The sequence below is a fragment of the Pantoea sp. SGAir0183 genome (genome assembly GCF_043545505.1).
Map to the genome: position 1 here is coordinate 559,050 of NZ_CP028053.1, position 19,615 is coordinate 578,664.

Consider the following 19,615-nt stretch of genomic DNA (forward strand, 5'->3'; position numbering starts at 1 on the left):
AGTGACACCTGTCAATTTTTTGACCATAAATTACAAATATGATCCGAAAAAGACAGTAAGAATCATATATCGGACAAAATGTGACATTAATCGGGTTTGGGAGAGCGGTATGGCGGAAGTAGCGTTTATTGGACTGGGGCAAATGGGGGCGCCGATGGCGAGCAATCTGCTTAAGCAGGGCTATCAGCTCAGGGTGTTTGACGTCAATCCCGAGGCGGTTGCCAGGTTAGTGGAAAAAGGCGCACAGGCTGCCCGTTCTCCAGCCGAGGCCGCCGAAGGGGCTGAATTCGTTATCACCATGCTGCCCAATGGCGATTTGGTGCGCGCTGTCCTGTCAGGTGATCAGGGCGTCTGTACCACGCTGTCGCCTTCGGCACTGGTGATCGATATGTCGACAATCCATCCGCTACAGACCGACCAGATGATTAACGAGATGCGGGCGAGCGGCTTCAGCATGATGGACGTGCCGGTTGGGCGTACATCCGATCATGCTATCGCCGGCACGCTGTTGCTGCTGGCAGGCGGAACACTGCAACAGATTGAGCGGGCAAAACCGCTGCTGTTGGCCATGGGAAATGAGGTGGTGGTGGCTGGCGGACCGGGCATGGGGATTCGCGTCAAGCTGATTAATAACTACATGAGTATCGCCCTGAATGCGCTCTCTGCAGAGGCGGCGGTGCTGTGTGAAGGGCTGGGGCTGCCGCTGGACGTTGCGCTACAGGTCATGAACGGCACGCCAGCAGGGAAGGGGCACTTCACCACGACCTGGCCAAATAAGGTGCTGAAAGGCGACCTGTCACCGGCCTTTATGATCGATCTGGCTCATAAAGACCTGGGCATCGCGCTGGATGTGGCTAACCAGCTGCATGTGCCCATGCCGCTCGGGGCCGCCTCACGTGAGGTTTACAGCCAGGCGCGCGCCGCCGGACGCGGACGTCAGGACTGGACCGCCCTTCTCGAACACGTGCGCGCCAGCGCAGGCCTCTCACCTTCGACAACCCCTTGTGACGCTTAATCAGAGGAAAGCACATGACTCATTACACCCTTAAAGACATCGCCCGGCCATCAGGTGGTTTCGCCATGCTGGCTGTGGATCAGCGTGAAGCGATGCGGCTGATGTTTGCCGCCGCGGATGCGCCACAGCCGGTCAGCGATCGGGTTCTGACCGAATTCAAAGTGAATGCCGCCAGCGTGTTATCGCCTTATGCCTCCGCCATCCTGGTGGATCAGCAATTTTGCTTTCAGCAGATTGTGGAGCAGCGGGCTGTGTCGCCCGGTTGCGGCATCATTGTCGCGGCGGATGCGTTTATCCCGGGCAACGGCATGCCGGTTGACAGTGTGGAGATTGATCACCGCGTCGATCCTCAGGCCGTCAAGCGTGACGGGGCAAAGGCGCTCAAGCTGCTGGTGCTGTGGCGCAGCGATGAAGACGCACAGCAGCGGCTCGATATGGTGAATACCTTCACTGCGCGCTGTCACCGCCATGGTCTGCTCAGCATTATCGAACCCGTTGTCAGACCGCCGCGCCGGGGCGATCGCTTCGATCGCGAGCAGGCGATCCTCGCTGCAGCGAAGGAACTGGGTAACAGCGGAGCGGATCTTTATAAGGTGGAAATGCCGCTGTACGGCAAAGGTTCACAAGCCGACCTGCTGACGGCCGCGCAGAAACTTAACGATTTGATCATGATGCCGTGGGTCATCCTCTCCTCTGGCATCGACGAAAAATTATTCCCACGAGCCGTCAGAGTCGCCATGCAGGCGGGTGCCTCCGGATTCCTGGCGGGCCGCGCAGTCTGGTCTTCGGTTATTGGTTTGCCCGATACCGACCTGATGCTGCGGGATATCTCTGTTCCCAGACTGCAACGGCTGGGCGAGATCGTAGATGAAATGATGGCGAAACGTTAATAGGGAGAAGCAGATGAAATGGTTTAACACCTTAAGCCACAATCGCTGGCTCGAACAGGAAACCGATCGGATTTTCAGTTTTGGCAAGCATGCGGCGGTGCCAACCGGATTTGGCTGGCTGGGTAATAACGGTCAGGTCAAACCCGATAAGGGAACGCACCTGTGGATTACCGCCCGCATGTTGCACGTCTATGCGGTGGCGGCCTCAATGGGGCGGCCCGGGGCTTATCAACTGGTTGAACATGGTATCAATGCGTTAAACGGTGCGCTTCGCGATAAAAAATATGGCGGCTGGTACGCCTGCGTCAACGATGAAGGCGTTCTCGATGCCTCCAAGCAGGGCTACCAGCATTTTTTTGTATTGCTGGGCGCCGCCAGCGCCGTTACCACCGGTCATCCGGCGGCACGTCCATTGCTGGATGAGGCGATCAAGGTCATTGAACGTTACTTCTGGAGTGAAGACGAGCAGATGTGCCTGGAATCCTGGGACGAGGCATTCAGCAAGACCGAAGACTACCGGGGAGGGAACGCCAATATGCACGCCGTTGAAGCGTTCCTGATCGTGTATGACGTCACGCACGATAAGAAATGGCTGGATCGCGCGCTGCGCGTCACGTCCGTAATCATCCATGATGTCGCGCGTCAAAATAATTACCGCGTGAATGAACACTTTGACACGCACTGGACGCCACTGCGCGATTACAACAAAGACAACCCTGCCCACCGCTTCCGTGCTTATGGTGGCACGCCCGGCCACTGGATTGAGTGGGGGCGACTGATGCTGCATCTGCACGCCGCGCTTGAAGCGCGCTTTGAAACCCCACCGGCCTGGTTAGTGGAAGATGCCAAAGGGTTATTTCACGCCACCCTGCGTGATGCCTGGGCGCCCGATGGTGCAGACGGTTTCGTTTATACCGTGGACTGGGACGGCAAGCCCGTGGTGCGCGAGCGGGTACGCTGGCCTATCGTCGAAGCGATGGGAACCGCCTATGCGCTGTATACCGTCACCGGTGAGGCGCAATACGAAGCCTGGTATCAGAAGTGGTGGGACTACTGCATGACCTACCTGATGGACTTCGAAAACGGTTCCTGGTGGCAGGAACTGGATTGCGAAAACAAGGTGACGACCAAAGTCTGGGACGGCAAACAGGATATCTACCACCTGCTGCATTGCCTGGTCATCCCACGCCTTCCGCTGGCACCGGGCCTGGCTCCCGCTGTCGCCGCCGGATTACTGGACTGTAACGCAAAATAATTCCAAAACAGACGGGAGTACCAGCTATGCACAGCAGCGGAAAAACCCTTGTACTGCGTGCCGGAGACTATCAGGCCACCCTTGTCACCGTGGGCGCGGGTCTGGCTGAACTGACATACGCAGGTCAGCATCTGGTGCTCCCCCATCCCCCTGAAACCCTGCCGCTGGCGCACATGGGGAAAGTCCTGATTCCCTGGCCCAATCGCGTCGCGAAGGGCACCTGGTACCATAACGGTAAATGGCTTCATTTACCGATCAATGATCACGAAGGGGGAACCGCCATTCACGGTTTGCTGGCGTGGCGTGACTGGCAGATTACGGAACATACCGACAGCACAGCGAGGCTGACAATCTTTTTACCGCCCAGCTACGGGTATCCGTTTGCCCTGGTTTCAACGGTGACGTACCGGCTGGATGCCATGCAGGGCCTGCTGGTGACGCTCGACAGTCAAAATACAGGACGTGAACCTGCTCCTTATGGCGCAGGTGCGCACCCGTATCTGACCTGCAACAGAATGCCGCTGGACGAGTGCCTGCTCACGTTGCCTGCCGCGATAGCGCAAGGCGATTTCCTTTCCCCACGTCTGCTCGGCGCAACGCAAATTGATGACAGCCTTCGCACAGGCACGGACGGCCAGCAGTGGGAAGTGCGCCTGACCAGCCGGAAGCCGTCCCTTTCTGTTTACTTACGTAGCGATCAGCCCTGGCTGCAAATTTACACCGGCGAAAAACTGGGCCGCACCGGGCTGGCAACCGAGCCCATGAGTTGCCCGCCTGATGCGTTTAACTCCGGCGTTGATCTGGTCTGGCTCGCACCGCAGGCGACGCATCGGCTGGCCTTCACCCTTGGCTGCGATCGCCCCGGATAAAGATCACCTTACCGCCTTACCCTACAACTAAGAGGCCAGTATGCACTTACAACATCTTGAAACGGCAGGGGTAAAACTCACTGCCACTGATAACGGCTTTTCACTGGTTTATCACGGCCGCGTTATTCTGAGCCACAGCCCGGAAGCGCCCTGTCTGTGGATGGGGCACGGTCGGGCCGACATTAAAATGTTTCGTGGCAACTTCAGTATCAAAGATCGGCTGAATGAAAAGCTGGCCCTGACTGAGGCCACCATGACGTCGCAGGCCGACTGTTGGCACATTCGTTTCTCGCGCGGCAACGTCATCAGCGCCACGCTGACGGTTGGGCTGGATGCCGGCGGGCGTTTACTGCTCACGCTAAATAATGACGCCGACAGTCATAACCGCATCTGGCTACGGCTGGCAGCGCAGCAGGCGGATCACATCTACGGCTGCGGCGAACAGTTTTCCTGTTTTGACCTGCGCGGGAAACCGTTCCCGCTCTGGACCAGTGAGCAGGGCGTCGGACGGAATAAAAACAGTTATGTTACCTGGCAGGCGGACTGTGCGGAGAATGCCGGCGGCGATTATTACTGGACGTTTTTCCCTCAGCCCACCTTCGTCAGCAGCCAGAAGTATTACTGCCATGTGGACAACAGCGGCTACATGAATTTTGACTTCAGCGCACCCGATTATCACGAACTGGCGTTCTGGGAAAACCGCGCGACGTTACGCTTTGAATGCGCCGACAGCTATATTGCGCTGCTGGAAAAACTGAGCGCCTTGCTGGGCCGCCAGCCTGAATTGCCTGACTGGGTTTACGATGGCGTGATTCTGGGCATTCAGGGCGGCACCGACGTGTGTCAGCAGAAGTTAGACAAGATGCGTCAGGCGGGTGTGAAGGTTAACGGTATCTGGGCTCAGGACTGGTCCGGTATTCGCATGACGTCGTTTGGCAAACGTGTCATGTGGAACTGGCAGTGGGACAGCGAACTCTATCCGCAACTGGATACACGCATTCAGCAATGGAAAGCCGAAGGCGTCCAGTTTCTCTCTTATATCAATCCTTATGTCGCCAGCGATCGCCCTCTGTGCGACGAGGCCGCCCGGCACGGCTATCTCACCAAAACGGCTTCCGGTCAGGACTACCATGTTGAATTTGGTGAGTTCTATGCGGGCGTTGTCGATCTGACTCATCCTGATGCTTATAACTGGTTCAAAGAGGTTATCAAACAAAATCTGATCGGCCTGGGCTGTGGCGGCTGGATGGCGGATTTTGGCGAATATCTCCCAACCGATACGGTTCTGCATAACGGTGTCCATGCCGAGATTATGCATAATGCCTGGCCTGCGCTGTGGGCAAAATGTAACTACGACGCGCTGGCAGAAACCGGCAAGCTCGGCGAAACGCTCTATTTTATGCGCGCGGGTTATACCGGCAGTCAGAAATACGCCGTGATGATGTGGGCCGGGGATCAAAACGTTGACTGGAGTCTGGACGATGGCCTCGCGTCGGTAGTTCCTGCCGCCTTGTCGCTGGCAATGAGTGGGCACGGTTTGCATCACAGTGACATTGGTGGCTATACCACGCTCTACGGCATGAAACGGAGCAAAGAACTGCTGCTGCGTTGGTGTGATTTCAACACCTTTACGCCCATGATGCGCACCCATGAAGGTAACCGTCCCGGCGATAACTGGCAGTTTGACAGCGATGACGAAACCATGGCGCATTTTGCCCGTATGTCGACGATCTTTACTTCCTTAAAGCCTTACATCAGGCAGGCGGTGGCGCAGAATGCCCGCAGTGGTCTGCCTGTTATGCGGCCGCTTTTTCTGCACTATGAAGCGGATGCCCGCACCTACTCGCTGAAATACCAGTACCTGTTTGGTCGTGATTTGCTGGTCGCGCCAGTGTATGAAGAGGGCCGCCACGACTGGACGCTCTATCTGCCGGAGGATCGCTGGATAAACCTCTGGACCGGTGAAGCGGCCAGCGGTGGCGAGATCACGGTGGACGCACCGCTTGGTCAGCCGCCCGTCTTTTACCGGGCTGAAAGTGAATGGCAGGCGTTATTTGCCTCATTACGGCTGATCGACAGTGCCGGTTCGACGCGATAAAGGAGAAAGGGTATGGATTTCTTCACGCTTTTTACTCCCGACGGGCTTGAGCTGAGTATTGAGGTTGTCTGCATCATCATCGCCATCATGTTCCTGTATACCTTCATCGGTATCTGCGCAGGCTTTGGTGGCGCACTGGTGACGATGCCGCTGATCACCTTGTTGCTGCCGGTCAAAATGGCGGCACCTATGTCGGTCATTGTCGGGACAGCCACTGCGTTATATGCCACCTGGTTGTCACGTAACGAAACCCACTGGCGATCTGCGCTGGTGCTTATCCTGTTCTCCTTTGCCGGCATTCCCCTGGGGATTTATGCGCTCGCCAGTTTCCCGGACAACATCATGAAAACCGGGCTGGGCACTTTCCTGATCCTGTACGCGTTTTACAGCCTGTTTGTTCCTCGTCTGCCCGTCTGTGACAAAAACTGGCTAGTGGTGCCGACGGGCATCATCGCCGGCGCTCTGGGGTCGGCTTTTGCGACCAACGGCCCGCCGGTAGTGATTTATGGCATGTTGAGAAATCTGGCTCCGGCGGCGTTTCGTGGCACGCTCAATGCGTTTTTTACCGCCAGTAACATCGCCATTATTGGCGGCCTGACGACCAGCGGCATCTTAACGCTGTCAACCGTCAAGCTGGTGCTGTTCTGCGTGCCCACCATGATCCTGGGCTCGCTGGTGGGCCAGTATGTTCACCAACGCATCTCTGTCAGCACTTTCCGGCTGATGGTGCTCCTGCTGCTGATCGCATCCGGCGCCATGCTGATCAAGGGGGCGTTGGCGATTCCGGCATGGTCGGTACTGGTGCCGGTGTTTGGCCTGCTGGCGATTATGCAGTGGGTATTGGGCAAAAAAGTTGCGGCGATACGCGCGGAAACACAGCAGCAAGCGGAAACACAGCAGCAAAACGCTTCCCCTTCATCCTGAGCAAGGTTACCCGCCAGGCGGGCGGGTAAACCGGAGAACCATCATGAATCAGCAAACTGTATCTTCTGCCGGCGAGCCTGCGACGCTGCGGTTGCCGTTCCGGGAAAAAGTGGCCTATGGCATGGGCGATCTGGGTTCTAACATCCTGTTAGATATCGGGACGCTTTACTTACTGAAGTTCTATACCGATGTGCTGGAGCTGCCGGGAACGTACGGCGGAATTATCTTTCTGGTCGCCAAATTCTTCACGGCGTTTACCGATATGGGCACGGGCATCATGCTGGATTCGCGGCGCAGGATTGGCCCGAAAGGGAAGTTCCGGCCGTTTGTCTTGTACGCCGCGTTTCCGGTCACGCTTTTGGCTGTCGCCAACTTTATCGGTACGCCGTTTGAAATCACCGGTAAAGCGGTCGTCGCCACGGTGTTGTTTATGTTGTATGGCCTGTTCTTCAGCATGATGAACTGTTCGTATGGGGCGATGGTGCCCGCCATCACCAAAAATCCTGATGAGCGCGCCTCCCTGGCCGCCTGGCGGCAGGGCGGTGCAACGCTGGGGTTACTGATTTGTACTGTGGGTTTTGTGCCGGTGATGAACCTGGCAGAAGGCAGCGCGCAGTTCCGCTATATCGCTGCAGCCACACTTTTCTCGGCATTTGGTTTGTTCTTTATGTGGTGGTGCTATGCCGGTGTAAAGGAGCGCTATGTCGAACAGCCGTCTGCCCACCCCACGCAAAACCCGGGCCTGTTAGCCTCCTTCCGCGCTATCGCGGGTAACCGTCCGCTGTTTATTCTCTGTATTGCCAACCTGTGCACACTGGGGGCGTTCAACGTCAAGCTGGCGATTCAGGTCTATTACACCCAGTACGTTCTGAACGATCCCATCCTGCTGTCATGGATGGGCTTCTTTAGCATGGGCTGCATTTTTATCGGTGTCTTTATGATGCCCGGCGCCGTCAGGCGCTTTGGTAAGAAAAAAGTGTATATCGGCGGTTTGCTGATTTGGGTCGTGGGCGATCTGCTCAACTATTGCTATGGGGGCGGTTCCGTCAGTTTCATCGTGTTTTCCTGTCTGGCTTTTTTTGGATCTGCCTTTGTGAACAGTCTTAACTGGGCTTTAGTCTCTGATACGGTCGAATACGGGGAATGGCGGACGGGCGTGCGTTCTGAAGGCACGGTTTATACCGGTTTCACCTTTTTCCGTAAGGTCTCACAGGCACTGGCGGGCTTTTTCCCCGGCTGGATGCTGACCCAGATTGGCTACGTGCCTAACGTTGTCCAGCGCGCCGGTACGGTCGAGGGCCTGAAGCAACTGATGTTTATTTATCCCGGTGCGTTAGCCGTGGTCACGATTGTGGCCATGGGGTGTTTCTACAACCTCAATGAAAAGATGTATGTCCGCATCATTGACGAGATTGACGCCCGTAAGCGTCAGCACTGATTTGGCTCTGTGATAAGGATCCGTTATGAACACAGGTTCTGATCCCTTAACGCTGAAACTGCCTCTGCGTGAGAAGTTTGCTTACGGCATCGGTGATTTCGGCTCCAACCTGATGCTGGCTATCGGGACGCTTTACTTACTTAAGTTTTACACCGATGAACTGGGGATGCCGGCCTGGTATGGCGGCATGATTTTCCTCGTCGCCAAATTCTTTACGGCCCTTACCGATATGTTTACGGGCATCGTGCTGGATTCACGGCGGACAATTGGCACAAAAGGAAAATTCAGGCCGTTTATCCTGTATTTTTCGCTGCCGGTCGCGCTGGTGGCGGCGGCGCAGTTTGTGGCGCATGACCTCAGCCTGACATGTAAAACGGCTGTCGCCACCGCGCTGTTTATGCTGTTTGGCCTGTTTTACAGTCTGATGAACTGTTCCTACGGGGCAATGGTGCCTGCCATCACCAGGAATCCCACCGAGCGCGCTCATCTTGCCGCCTGGCGGCAGGGCGGGGCCACGTTAGGATTGCTGGTTTGTACCGTAGGCTTTATGCCCATCCAGTCGCTGTTTGTGGGCAAAAGTGCGCTGGGTTATCAGGTGGCGGCTGCCGTCTTTGTCACTGGCGGATTGCTGTGCATGGGGCTTTGCTACAGCGGCGTGAAAGAACGCTATGTCGAGGTCACGCCCGCCCATCACAAACCTGGCGTTGCAACCGCCTTTCGCGCCATCTTTCACAATCCGCCCTTGCGGACGCTGTGCCTGGCGAACCTGTGTACCCTGGCGGCATTCAACATCAAGCTGGCGATTCAGGTTTATTACACCCAGTACGTGCTGAACGATGTCAGTCTGCTCTCCTGGATGGGTTTCTTCAGCATGGGCTGTATTCTGGCCGGTGTGCTGCTGGTGCCCGCTGCGGTGAAACGTTGGGGTAAAAAGCAGGTGTATCTCGGTGGTTTAGTATTCTGGGCTGTCGGCGATCTGTGCAATTTTCTCTGGGGCAGCACATCGCTAATGTTCGTCCTGTTCTCCTGTATGGCGTTCTTCGGCACAGCGTTTGTGAACAGCCTTAACTGGGCGCTGGTGCCGGATACCGTCGAGTACGGTGAATGGAAAACCGGTATCCGCGCAGAGGGCGCCTGCTATACCGGCTACACCTTCTTCCGTAAAATCTCTGCCGCCATGGCGGGGTTTTTGCCGGGCCTGATGCTGACACAAATAGGCTATGTGCCGAATGCCCTTCAATCGGATGCCACGCTGGCGGGGCTGCGGCAGTTGATCTTTATCTGGCCCTGTACGCTGGCCATCGCGGCGGCACTGATTATGGGATGGGGTTACAGGCTCAATGAAGCGCGTTTCGCGCGCATTGTCGCGGCCATTAACCAGCGTAAACGGCACGCTCTTGCCCCTGCTGCTATCCCAACGCGCAACGAGGCCTGCGTTCAGGTGACGGGTGCGGAAAAGCCATAAGTTTCTCTGTTAAGACGTGATGGCAGGTAACTGTTTGTCGGTTTTGTGACAGCGGTACAGTACCGGCCATCGCGCATTATGTGTTCACAGGCGCATCACTGCGCACAGGTAAGACAGCCTAACCTGTTGTTTTATATAACCTGACTCTCCATTCTCCCCCTGTTCACTCCCCACTTTGCGGCACCGATCACGCTCAGGTGCAGGATTTCCACTTCGAAACGGAAAAAGTCGTTCTCCACAGCCGCGCGGACTCTGTTTAGTTTGTGATCACGCTGAATGCGTAACGGGATGCAGACGATGAGCACGTGTAATGGAGCGGTAGCGATGAACGCGTCACAAGACGAGCAGCAAACGATTCAGGCCCTGGCGGATCGCGTAATGACCCAGATCGGCGCGCTGTTTGCCGAGCGGTCCATTAAGCCGAATGCGGTACAGCTGCAAATGCTGGCTTCGCATGTCCGCGCAATGGCATTGCGATCGGTAACCGGTGAAGGGCTGCCGGAGGTGGAGGCGGATCTGTTCGATGAGATCTCGCCAGCGTCAATGGCACTGGCGCAGCAGGTCGTGGATCTGTTTGGCAATTTACCGCCGGAAGAAGCCTGGCTGCTCTCCGTCCACTTTGAAGTGGCTAAGAACGACTGATTTTCACCACCATGAGAGGTACAGACATATGGTAACCGTAGTAATAGGCGATCGATTAGGTAAAGGACAGAAAGTGGCGGCCGGCGTTGAGAAAGCGGGCGGGCGTGCTGTTGTCGTGCCCGGCGTGGCAGCTGACATGAAGTTGGGCGATGTGATGAAGGCTGAGAATGCCGATTTTGGCATTTCTTTTTGTGGCAGCGGCGGTGCGGGGGCGATTACGGCACAAAACAAGTATGGCTACAAAGCCAAACACGGCATGCGCTCAGTGGATGAAGGTGTGACAGCCATCAACGAAGGCGCCACCGTGCTGGGCTTCGGGTTTATGGATAAAGAAGAGCTGGGTGAACGTCTGGTTCAGGCCTGGCACAAAAAACACGGTGGATAAGGAATGAAAGAGACCTTTACAACCTCGGTAGCCGTAAGCGGCAAAGGCGATACCAAAGCGAAAGCGTTCTCTGATGCGCTCAGCCGGGTGCAGCACGAAGTCCTGCGCAACGCCAACAAGATTTTGCTGCGCATCGAACCCCAGGACGTAAAGGTGGTGCGCGCGCAGGAGCGCGTCAGAACCGAAAAATTTCTTTTCTTTTTCCTGGCACGCGAGCGCAGGCACTTCAGTGTCGATCTGGAGGTCACCATCAACGTGACCTGTCTGGACGGCGATAAAGTTGCGTTCACCCGCGTGTAAGTCAGCCTCAAACAACATAAATAAGGAAAGAGGATGTTTCTCATCATTTTGCTCAAGTCGTTAATCATCGGCGGCCTTGTGGGCGTCGGTGTGGGTGCTGGCGCTGCCCGCATGTTCCACGCGCCGACGACACAAGGTATGGGCGCGTTTCGCACACTGGGTGAACTCAACTCCTGTGAAGGCGATCCCGCTTCTCACTTCTCTTTTGGGTTGGGTTTCTTTTTCAATGCCTGGGCTTCCTCCGTTGCGGCGGGTGCATTCACCCAGGATGTGGATCACCGCATCATCCCCAACTGGGGCGCGGCGGCCATCATGGTCAAAAACCGCAACGTCGCGCAAACGCTGCACGATCCAAAAAAGATGGCTATCGCCTGCGGCATCATCGGCATGGTGGTGGTCGCGTTTTTGAATTCGACGGCCTCTGCCGTTCCGGCGGCCCTGCAGGTTACGGCGGTCAAAGTGCTGGTCCCTGCGGCGAATCTGCTGGTGAACACGGTCATGCCCGTCATCTTCTGGCTGGCCGCAATCGATGCCGGTAAGAAATCGGGCTTCTGGGCCACCATTTTTGGCGGTCTGGCGCAGCTGATTATGGGCAATGCAGTACCGGGCCTGGTGCTGGGTATTTTGATTGGCAAAGGGGTTGAAGAGAGCGGCTGGCACAAAGTGACCAAAGTCATGATGACCGCCATCGTTGCCCTGTTTGTCCTCAGCGCCTTCTTCCGCGGTTTCGATATGAAGATGCTGCAATCCTTCCAGCTCGGCATTCCTGGCTGGCTCGACAGTATTCATAACAGCCTGAGCGGCAAATAACGGAGCGTCTGCAATGGAAGAATCAAACAAAGGTTTCTGGTATGCCGACTGGTCATTCCCGATTTTTGTCGGTTTGCTCTCCTCCGGCGTGTTTGCCGGGACCCATATGTACTACCTGTACGGCATTGGGGCGTTTAACGAAGTCGCTTTCGTGTCCATGCTCCGGGCCGGAATCGATACCGGCGTCTATGGGGCGGTGGCTGCCTTCGGAGCCAGCTTCCTGTTCGCCCGCATCATTGAAGGATCGCTGGTCGGGATTCTGGACATCGGTGGTGCGATACAGACCGGTGTCGGTCTGGGCGTGCCGGCGCTGCTGCTCGGAGCGGGTTTTGTTTTCCCCGTCGCCAACTTTGCGGCTTCGCTGGTCACCGGCCTGATTCTCGGTGTGGCAATCGGTTACGTCATTATCCTGGCGCGTAAGTTCACCATCAATCAGAGCAACAGCACGTACGGTGCGGACGTCATGATGGGGGCGGGCAATGCATCAGGCCGTTTCCTGGGACCCTTGATCATTCTGGCCGCGATGGGTGCCTCAATTCCTATCGGCCTCGGATCCTTGCTGGGCGCGCTGGTGTTCTATCTGTGGAATAAACCGATCACGGGCGGTGCGATCCTGGGTGCCATGATCCTGGGCGCGATCTTTCCTGTGGCGATCTGACCCTGTTATCTCCCGATCGGTTCAGGCCGATCGGGGCAGTTAAGGAGGTTCCTGTGTACGATCTGATTCTGCGGCGTGCGCGTTTGCCCGATGAAACCCTGATCGATATTGCGATACGTGACGGCAAGATTGCCGCCACAGGTGAAATCAGCGGCCACGCAACCGTCGAGAAAACGCTGGCAGAAGGCTGTTATCTCAGTGCGGGCTGGATTGATTCGCATGTGCACTGCTATGAAAAATCCCCCGTCTACCACGATCATCCCGATCGGGTTGGCGTGGAAAGCGGCGTCACCTGCGTGGTGGATGCAGGCAGTACTGGCGCGAATGACATTGACGATTTCTGGCAGCGCACCCGAGCGGTGAGCACGCAGGTTTACGCGCTGCTGAATATCGCACGCACTGGCATCATTACCCAAAATGAACTGGCGGACATGACGCAGATTGATCGCCAGGCCATTGCCGACGCGGTAAAACGTCACCCCGACTTTATTGTGGGGCTTAAAGCCCGTATGAGCAGCAGCGTAGTGGGCGAAAACGGCATTAAGCCGCTGGTCCTCGCGAAAGCTATTCAGCAGGAAAACGGCCATCTGCCGCTGATGGTGCATATCGGTAACAACCCACCCAACCTTGATGAGATCGCGGAACTGCTGACCTCGGGTGACATCATCACTCACTGCTATAACGGCAAACCCAATCGCATCCTGACACCCGACGGCGAACTGCGTGCCGCCGTCAAACATGCGCTGGCACGCGACGTACGGCTTGATGTCGGCCACGGCAGCGCCAGCTTTAGTTTCGAGGTCGCGCGTGCGGCCATCGCACAGGGCATTTTGCCTGACACCATCAGTTCGGATATTTACTGCCGTAACCGCCTCAATGGACCGGTTTATACCCTGGCCCATGTGATGTCGAAGTTTTTCAATGTCGGCATGACCCTGCCACAGATTATCGCCTGTGTGACTCACCAGGCAGCCAGCGGCCTGTGTTTACGCCACAAAGGCCGTATTGAGCCCGGCTACGATGCCGACTTTACGCTGTTTACCGTCGCGCAAGAGCCGGTGTCCTTTGTAGATGCGGAAGGGCTGGCGGAACAGGGCGATCGTCACCTGATCCCCCTTGCCGCCATTGTCGCCGGCGAGTGCTGGATTACTGAACAAGGAAAAAAATACCATGTCTTCTCTGTATGAAAAATATGGCCTGAAGCAGGTCATCAACGCCTCCGGTCGTATGACCATACTGGGCGTTTCAACGCCATCGGATGAGGTGATCGATACGGTTAAGTACGGTCTGGCGCACTACTTTGAAGTAAAGGATCTGGTCGATAAAACCGGCGCGTATATTGCTAACCTGCTGAAAGTGGAAAATGCGCTGGTGGTCTCCTGCGCCTCGGCAGGGATAGCCCAGAGCGTGGCCGCCGTCATTGTGAAAGATGATGACTGGCTGCTGGATAATTTACACAGTGCACCGCTGACCGTGCCGCGCGACATCGTGGTGCCAAAAGGGCATAACGTGAACTACGGTGCGCCGGTGGGCAGCATGATCGCGCTGGGTGGGGGCCGGACGGTTGAAGCGGGTTACAGTAATGAATGCTCGGCTCAGCAGCTTTCCGCCGCGGTGACCGATCAGACGGCCGCCATTCTCTACGTGAAGTCACATCACTGCGTACAAAAGAGCCACCTGAGCGTTGCACAGGCCGCAGAAGTCGCACGTAAGCATGGTGTGCCACTGATTGTGGATGCCGCCGCCGAAGAGGACTTGCTGTGTTACTACCAGGCCGGTGCCGATCTGGTGATCTACAGCGGCGCCAAAGCGATTGAAGGCCCAACCAGCGGCCTGGTTATCGGTAAGCACCAGCTTGTTGAGTGGGTAAAGCGCCAGAGCAACGGCATTGGCCGCACCATGAAAGTGGGCAAAGAGGGGATTCTGGGGCTGACGCAGGCCATTGAGTCCTATCTGACTCAGCCGAAAGTGACCGGCGCACAGATGGTAGAAAAAATGACGCCCTTTATTAACAACCTCAATGGGCTGGACGGCGTAACTGCGCGCGTCGTCTGGGATGCGGCCGGACGCGATATTGCACGCGCCGAAATACACTTTGATGAAGCCAAAATTGCGCGTCAAACCGGCGATCTGGTTCAGGCATTGAAAAACGGTGATATCGCCATTTACTTCCGTGGCTACAAAGCGAATGAAGGCATTATCGAAGCCGACGTGCGTAGCGTCAGCGCTGAGCAGCTGCATATCATTTTTACCCGTATTCAGGCGCTGATAACCGGAGAACACTAATGACGCTTACCCCTGATTTTTATCAAGACCGGCTGTGCCTCAACGTGCTGGCCGGCTCAAAAGAAAATGCGCGCGCTATCTGGCAGGCGGCAGAAGGGCACGTTCTGGTCGGTGTGCTATCGAAGAATTACGCCAGTCATGACGCCGCAATCGCGGATATGCGCGACTATGCTGCGCTGATCAATAATGCGCTCTCGATTGGCCTGGGCGCGGGCGATCCCCGGCAGTCACGCATGGTCAGCGAGCTGGCCGCTGAGCTACAGCCTCAGCATGTTAATCAGGTCTTTACCGGCGTTGGCACCAGCAGAGCGCTGCTTGGCCAGTCGCAAACGGTGGTGAACGGCTTGCTCTCGCCGACGGGGACGCCAGGAAAAGTAAAAATTTCGACCGGTCCGCTCAGCTCACAGCGCAACGACGGCATCGTGCCCATCGACACCGCCATCGCCATGCTGATCGATATGGGCGGCAGCTCGGTAAAATATTTCCCCATGGGCGGTCTGGACAGGGTGGAAGAATACCGCGCCGTGGCGGAGGCCTGTGCACAGCAGGATTTTTGGCTGGAGCCGACAGGCGGGATCGATCTGGCAAATTTTAGCGAGATCGTAAAAATTGCGCTGGATGCGGGCGTCAGCAAGGTGATCCCGCATATTTACAGTTCGATCATTGATCAGGCCAGCGGTGAAACCCGCGTGGATGACGTCAAACAGCTTCTGGCAATGAGCAAGTCCTTGCTGGCCTGACGTAGGTTGTGCGCTGGCGCAGAAAACTGTGGCCGGCGCGCCCTTTCCTGGACGTACAGCCGCGTTTCCTGCACTCTGTTAATGTTGCTCTTTTCTTCATTCAGTCAGGTAAACCGACGTGAGATTTCCTAATCAGCGCCTTGCGCAACTGTTTGACGCTTTGAAAAACGAAACCTTGCCTCAGGACGAGCTGGCCCGGCGCTTTGCCGTGTCAACGCGTACCGTACGCACGGATATCACCGCCCTGAATGCCTTACTGGAACAGCACGGCGCGCAGTTTGTGTTGAATCGCGGGGCCGGCTATCAGCTTAAAATTGCCGACGCGCAGCGTTTTACTATTCTCCAGCAGCAAACGCGTGCCCCTCTCCGGGTGCCGCGTACCTCTCAGGAGCGGATCCGCTATCTGCTGGTGCGCTTCCTGACCGCCGCCTATTCGCTGAAACTGGAAGCGCTGGCAGAAGAATGGTTTGTCAGCCGCGCGACCTTGCAGAATGACATGGCCGACGTACGTGAATGGCTCGGACGCTACCAACTCAGCATTGAAAGCAAACCGCACCACGGCATGAAACTGTTTGGCAGCGAGGTGGCGATCCGCACCTGCTTAACCGATCTGTTGATCGAGATCGATCAGTCGCAGCCAGACAGCCCGCTGATCACGCCGGAATCCCTGGAAGGTGGCCTGCTGGAAAGTCTGGAACCGTGCCTGCAACGCTGTTTTGCCCAGCACCATATCCGTCTCAGTGACGAAGGTGAACGCTATTTACAGTTTTACTGTGCGGTGGCGGTCCGGCGCATCAGCGAAGGTTATCCGGTTAACGATCCCGCGGACACGGAACAGATGGACGATGCGATACGCGACGCGGCACAAACCCTGATTCACTCGCTACTGCCGCTTATCGGCAAGCCCGTTTCGCCGGCGGAGGAGAGCTGGCTACAGGTTAATATCGCTGCCCGGCGCATTCAGGACAGCGCGCCCAGCACGATCAATGCGGATGACGCGGATGCGCTGGTCGACTATCTGCTCAGCTTTATTAACACACACTACTATTACGATCTGCAGAACGATCCTCAGTTGCGTGCCGATCTGCTCACCCATATTAAAACCATGATCACGCGGGTGCGTTATCAGATCCATATTCCCAATCCCCTGTTAAGTAATATCAAGCAGCACTATCCGATGGCCTATGACGTAACGCTGGCGGCGGTTTCCAGTTGGGGCAAATATTCGCCTTACGTCATCAGTGAGAATGAAATTGGCTTCCTGGTGCTGCATATTGGCGTCGGGCTGGAGCGCCATTACAACGTGGGCTATCAACGTCGCCCTCAGGTGCTGCTGGTGTGCGACAGCGGGAATTCCACGCTGCGCATGATTGAAGCGATGCTGCTGCGAAACTATCCCCAGTTGCAGGTAACCCAGTGCCTGTCTCAGCGCGAATACGAAGCACGTCAACGTATTGAAGAAGACTTTGTCATCTCTACCGCGCGGGTCAGCGAAAAAGAAAAACCGGTGGTGGTGGTGGCGCCGTTCCCGACCGAATTCCAGCTGGAGCAGATTGGTAAGCTGGTGCTGGTGGATCGTACCCGCCCCTATATGTTGGAGAAATTTTTTGATGCCCGGCATTTTCGGATTGTTGATGCGCCCATGAGCCAGTCGGATCTGTTCCGGTTATTATGCGATCAGCTTGAGAATGAAGGGGTGGTGGATGAGGCTTTCTTTGCATCCGTGGAGGAACGCGAAGCCATTGTCAGTACCATGCTGGGCGAGGGCATTGCGCTACCGCACTCGCTGGGGCTCATGGCCCGGGAAACGGTCGTCTACACCGTGCTGGCTCCACAGGGTATTCCGTGGGGCGACGATACGGCTTACGTGATTTTTCTGCTGGCAATCAGTAAAAGCGAGTATGAAGAAGCCATGGCAATTTATGACCTTTTCGTCACGTTTATGCGTGAGCGGGCGATGACGCGCCTGCGCGACAGCACTGACTTCAGCAGTTTTAAAACCGTGGCGCTGGACTGCCTGAGTCGGCTGTAAGTGGGGGCAAGGTGGGCTGGATAGCGTCCAGCCCGTTATCAGTGTTTCTTTGCTAACAGGCGGGGGATTTCGCGCAGGCACCAGGCTTTCGCTTCGCCCATACTGTCACGACGCCAGGCCATGATGATGTCCACCTCGCGAGAATATTCCGGGCTGACGACCCGTAACCGCCCCTCCGCGATATCCTGCTCTACCATGTTATAGGGCATGGTCGCCACGCCTAAACCGGCCAGAAGCGCACGCCGCTTATCGTCCATCGTACTGACGGTCAGGCGTTGCTGTTTATCCAGCAGCTGTACGGTCAACACCGGCCTTTCGCGTGCGGTATCGGCCACGGCAATCCCCCGATATTTTACCCGGGTGACCTCTGAAAGCGGCTCGGGTTCGTTATGAATAGGATGGTCAGGGCTGGCGACATAAACGCTGACGATGCTGTAGAGTTTGCGGGTATTGATCTCAGTTGAGGCGCGAAAGTGCATATCCGGTGCGATAACGATATCTGCCCGCCCCTGTTCCAGCCTTTCCCAGGCACCTGCCAGCACTTCTGTCATAATGGATATCTGGGTGTTAGCCTTGTCAGCCAGCTTTGTAACCAGCGGGAACAGCGCATCGGTAGGGACAAGGGCTTCGGTCACGATGGTCAACTGCGTTTCCCAACCGCGCGCCAGCGCTTCGGCATCGGTCGTGAGTTTGTCAGCGGCTTCCAGCAACACCCGACCGCGCTCAAGCAGCATGCGTCCGACATTCGTAAACTTTGTGCGATGGCCAGAGCGGTCAAACAGCACCACATCCAGCTCCTCTTCCAGTTTCTGCATGGTGTAACTGAGTGCCGAGGGCACGCGCCCTAACTCATCGGCGGCGGCGGCAAAACTGCCCCGGCGATCGATAGCATCCATCACACGTAAAGCTTCAAGGGTTAACGCACGGTCTTTTGCCATCCTGGTTCTCTGTCAGGAAATTTGAATATGCCCGGCAGATTAACTGGCTAACAATCCGGCGTCCAGACTTTTACCATAAGGGAATCATACCCGTCGTCGATTCTTGCCGACGGATGCAGGAGGTAAACAATGATAACCACACGCAGTGCATCCGATTGTGGTCAGGCTGATTATGGCTGGCTACAGGCACGCTATAGTTTCTCTTTTGGCCACTATTTCGATCCCAAATTAATGGGTTATGCCGCTTTACGTGTTTTGAACCAGGAAGTGCTGGCACCCGGCGCGGCGTTTCAGCCGCGCACCTATCCTCAGGTGGACGTGTTGAATATTGTCCTGCAGGGTGAAGCGGAGTACCGCGACAGCGAAGGCAATCACATTACCGTCGGTGAAGGTGAGGCACTGCTGCTCTCTGCCCAGCCGGGCGTGAGCTACAGTGAACTGAATCCCAGTAAAGAGCGCTCACTGACCCGCATGCAGCTCTGGCTGGCGGCCTGCCCGGAACGGGAAAACGCACGTATGCAGAAAATCAGCCTGACCGCAGGAACGTGTTCGCAACTGGTGGCTTCGCCGGATGGCCGCGACAACAGCTTGCAACTGCGTCAGCAGGTCTGGATCCACCAGCTTGAGCTGGCGGCTGGCGAGCAGCATCTGGTGCCGCTGCATGGCGCGCGCGCCTATCTGCAGTCGATCCATGGTTCGCTTGAAGCCTCTGCAGGTGCATCGCATCAGGAAACGCTCGGCTGTGGTGATGGCGCGTTTTTGCAGGAAGAGCAGCAACTGTGGCTGGCTGCCCTCACACCGACGCGGGCGCTGGTAATCGATATCCCTGTCTGACGCGCTTCTGCTGGCGTGGCGTTGTGGCGGTATCAC

19 protein-coding genes are annotated in these 19,615 nt (G+C 56.4%); 18 read left to right on the forward strand and 1 reads right to left on the reverse strand.

What is annotated here, in order from left to right:
• Nucleotides 1-109: 109 nt before the first annotated feature.
• The 17 genes from yihU to C1N59_RS02770 all read left to right on the forward strand — a co-directional run bounded on the left by yihU (nt 110) and on the right by C1N59_RS02770 (nt 17,807).
• Nucleotides 110-1,015: a sulfolactaldehyde 3-reductase gene (gene yihU / locus C1N59_RS02690; protein ID WP_054633030.1), complete on the forward strand. Its 906-nt coding sequence runs from the start codon at nt 110-112 to the stop codon at nt 1,013-1,015.
• A gap of 14 nt (nt 1,016-1,029) precedes the next feature.
• Nucleotides 1,030-1,905 carry an aldolase gene (locus C1N59_RS02695; protein WP_054686990.1) on the forward strand — a complete coding sequence of 292 codons (876 nt, stop codon included), beginning with the start codon at nt 1,030-1,032 and terminating at the stop codon, nt 1,903-1,905.
• 13 nt (nt 1,906-1,918) lie between these two features.
• The gene (yihS, locus tag C1N59_RS02700; RefSeq protein WP_033740011.1) at nt 1,919-3,160 is read left to right on the forward strand and encodes a sulfoquinovose isomerase; all 1,242 of its coding nucleotides are present in this window, start codon (nt 1,919-1,921) and stop codon (nt 3,158-3,160) included.
• Nucleotides 3,161-3,186: 26 nt separating this feature from the next.
• On the forward strand, nt 3,187-4,029 hold the full coding sequence (locus C1N59_RS02705) for an aldose-1-epimerase (RefSeq protein WP_006118336.1): 843 nt from the start codon (nt 3,187-3,189) through the stop codon (nt 4,027-4,029).
• A gap of 40 nt (nt 4,030-4,069) precedes the next feature.
• Entirely contained in the window at nt 4,070-6,127 is a 2,058-nt protein-coding gene (locus C1N59_RS02710) for an alpha-glucosidase (RefSeq protein WP_039341833.1), read from the forward strand.
• Nucleotides 6,128-6,139: 12 nt separating this feature from the next.
• Nucleotides 6,140-7,051: a sulfite exporter TauE/SafE family protein gene (locus C1N59_RS02715; RefSeq protein WP_006118334.1), complete on the forward strand. Its 912-nt coding sequence runs from the start codon at nt 6,140-6,142 to the stop codon at nt 7,049-7,051.
• A gap of 43 nt (nt 7,052-7,094) precedes the next feature.
• On the forward strand, nt 7,095-8,489 hold the full coding sequence (locus C1N59_RS02720) for an MFS transporter (protein WP_033740007.1): 1,395 nt from the start codon (nt 7,095-7,097) through the stop codon (nt 8,487-8,489).
• A gap of 25 nt (nt 8,490-8,514) precedes the next feature.
• The gene (locus C1N59_RS02725) at nt 8,515-9,954 is read left to right on the forward strand and encodes an MFS transporter (RefSeq protein WP_039341841.1); all 1,440 of its coding nucleotides are present in this window, start codon (nt 8,515-8,517) and stop codon (nt 9,952-9,954) included.
• Nucleotides 9,955-10,251: 297 nt separating this feature from the next.
• Nucleotides 10,252-10,596, forward strand: coding sequence for a glycine dehydrogenase (locus C1N59_RS02730; RefSeq protein WP_044241509.1), 345 nt, complete (start codon nt 10,252-10,254; stop codon nt 10,594-10,596).
• A 28-nt stretch (nt 10,597-10,624) separates the two neighbouring features.
• Nucleotides 10,625-10,981 carry an SFCGS family glycine-rich protein gene (locus C1N59_RS02735; RefSeq protein WP_006118330.1) on the forward strand — a complete coding sequence of 119 codons (357 nt, stop codon included), beginning with the start codon at nt 10,625-10,627 and terminating at the stop codon, nt 10,979-10,981.
• A gap of 3 nt (nt 10,982-10,984) precedes the next feature.
• Entirely contained in the window at nt 10,985-11,281 is a 297-nt protein-coding gene (locus C1N59_RS02740) for a DUF4312 family protein (RefSeq protein ID WP_033740005.1), read from the forward strand.
• Between the two features lie 33 nt (nt 11,282-11,314).
• Nucleotides 11,315-12,091 (forward strand): DUF4311 domain-containing protein, encoded by a 777-nt coding sequence (locus C1N59_RS02745; RefSeq protein WP_006118328.1) that lies wholly within the window; start codon nt 11,315-11,317, stop codon nt 12,089-12,091.
• 13 nt (nt 12,092-12,104) lie between these two features.
• Nucleotides 12,105-12,749 carry a DUF4310 family protein gene (locus tag C1N59_RS02750; protein ID WP_054633034.1) on the forward strand — a complete coding sequence of 215 codons (645 nt, stop codon included), beginning with the start codon at nt 12,105-12,107 and terminating at the stop codon, nt 12,747-12,749.
• A 53-nt stretch (nt 12,750-12,802) separates the two neighbouring features.
• A complete protein-coding gene (locus tag C1N59_RS02755; RefSeq protein ID WP_054633035.1) occupies nt 12,803-13,936 on the forward strand; it encodes an amidohydrolase/deacetylase family metallohydrolase in 1,134 nt (377 codons plus the stop codon).
• Complete coding sequence (locus C1N59_RS02760) at nt 13,920-15,035, forward strand: DgaE family pyridoxal phosphate-dependent ammonia lyase (protein WP_394550263.1); 1,116 nt, start codon at nt 13,920-13,922, stop codon at nt 15,033-15,035. Before C1N59_RS02755 ends, C1N59_RS02760 begins: the two co-directional genes overlap by 17 nt.
• A complete protein-coding gene (locus tag C1N59_RS02765; RefSeq protein ID WP_054633036.1) occupies nt 15,035-15,775 on the forward strand; it encodes a 2-dehydro-3-deoxy-phosphogluconate aldolase in 741 nt (246 codons plus the stop codon). The genes C1N59_RS02760 and C1N59_RS02765 overlap by 1 nt, the downstream gene beginning before the upstream one ends.
• Nucleotides 15,776-15,893: 118 nt before the next feature.
• Nucleotides 15,894-17,807 carry a BglG family transcription antiterminator gene (locus C1N59_RS02770; RefSeq protein WP_039341856.1) on the forward strand — a complete coding sequence of 638 codons (1,914 nt, stop codon included), beginning with the start codon at nt 15,894-15,896 and terminating at the stop codon, nt 17,805-17,807.
• Between the two features lie 38 nt (nt 17,808-17,845).
• Here C1N59_RS02770 and C1N59_RS02775 read toward each other — a convergent pair whose 3' ends face one another.
• Nucleotides 17,846-18,745, reverse strand: coding sequence for a LysR family transcriptional regulator (locus C1N59_RS02775; RefSeq protein WP_033739998.1), 900 nt, complete (start codon nt 18,743-18,745; stop codon nt 17,846-17,848).
• Between the two features lie 129 nt (nt 18,746-18,874).
• On the opposite strand from C1N59_RS02775, the gene C1N59_RS02780 reads away from it, so the two are divergent.
• Nucleotides 18,875-19,579: a pirin family protein gene (locus C1N59_RS02780; RefSeq protein ID WP_033739997.1), complete on the forward strand. Its 705-nt coding sequence runs from the start codon at nt 18,875-18,877 to the stop codon at nt 19,577-19,579.
• Nucleotides 19,580-19,615 lie beyond the last annotated feature (36 nt).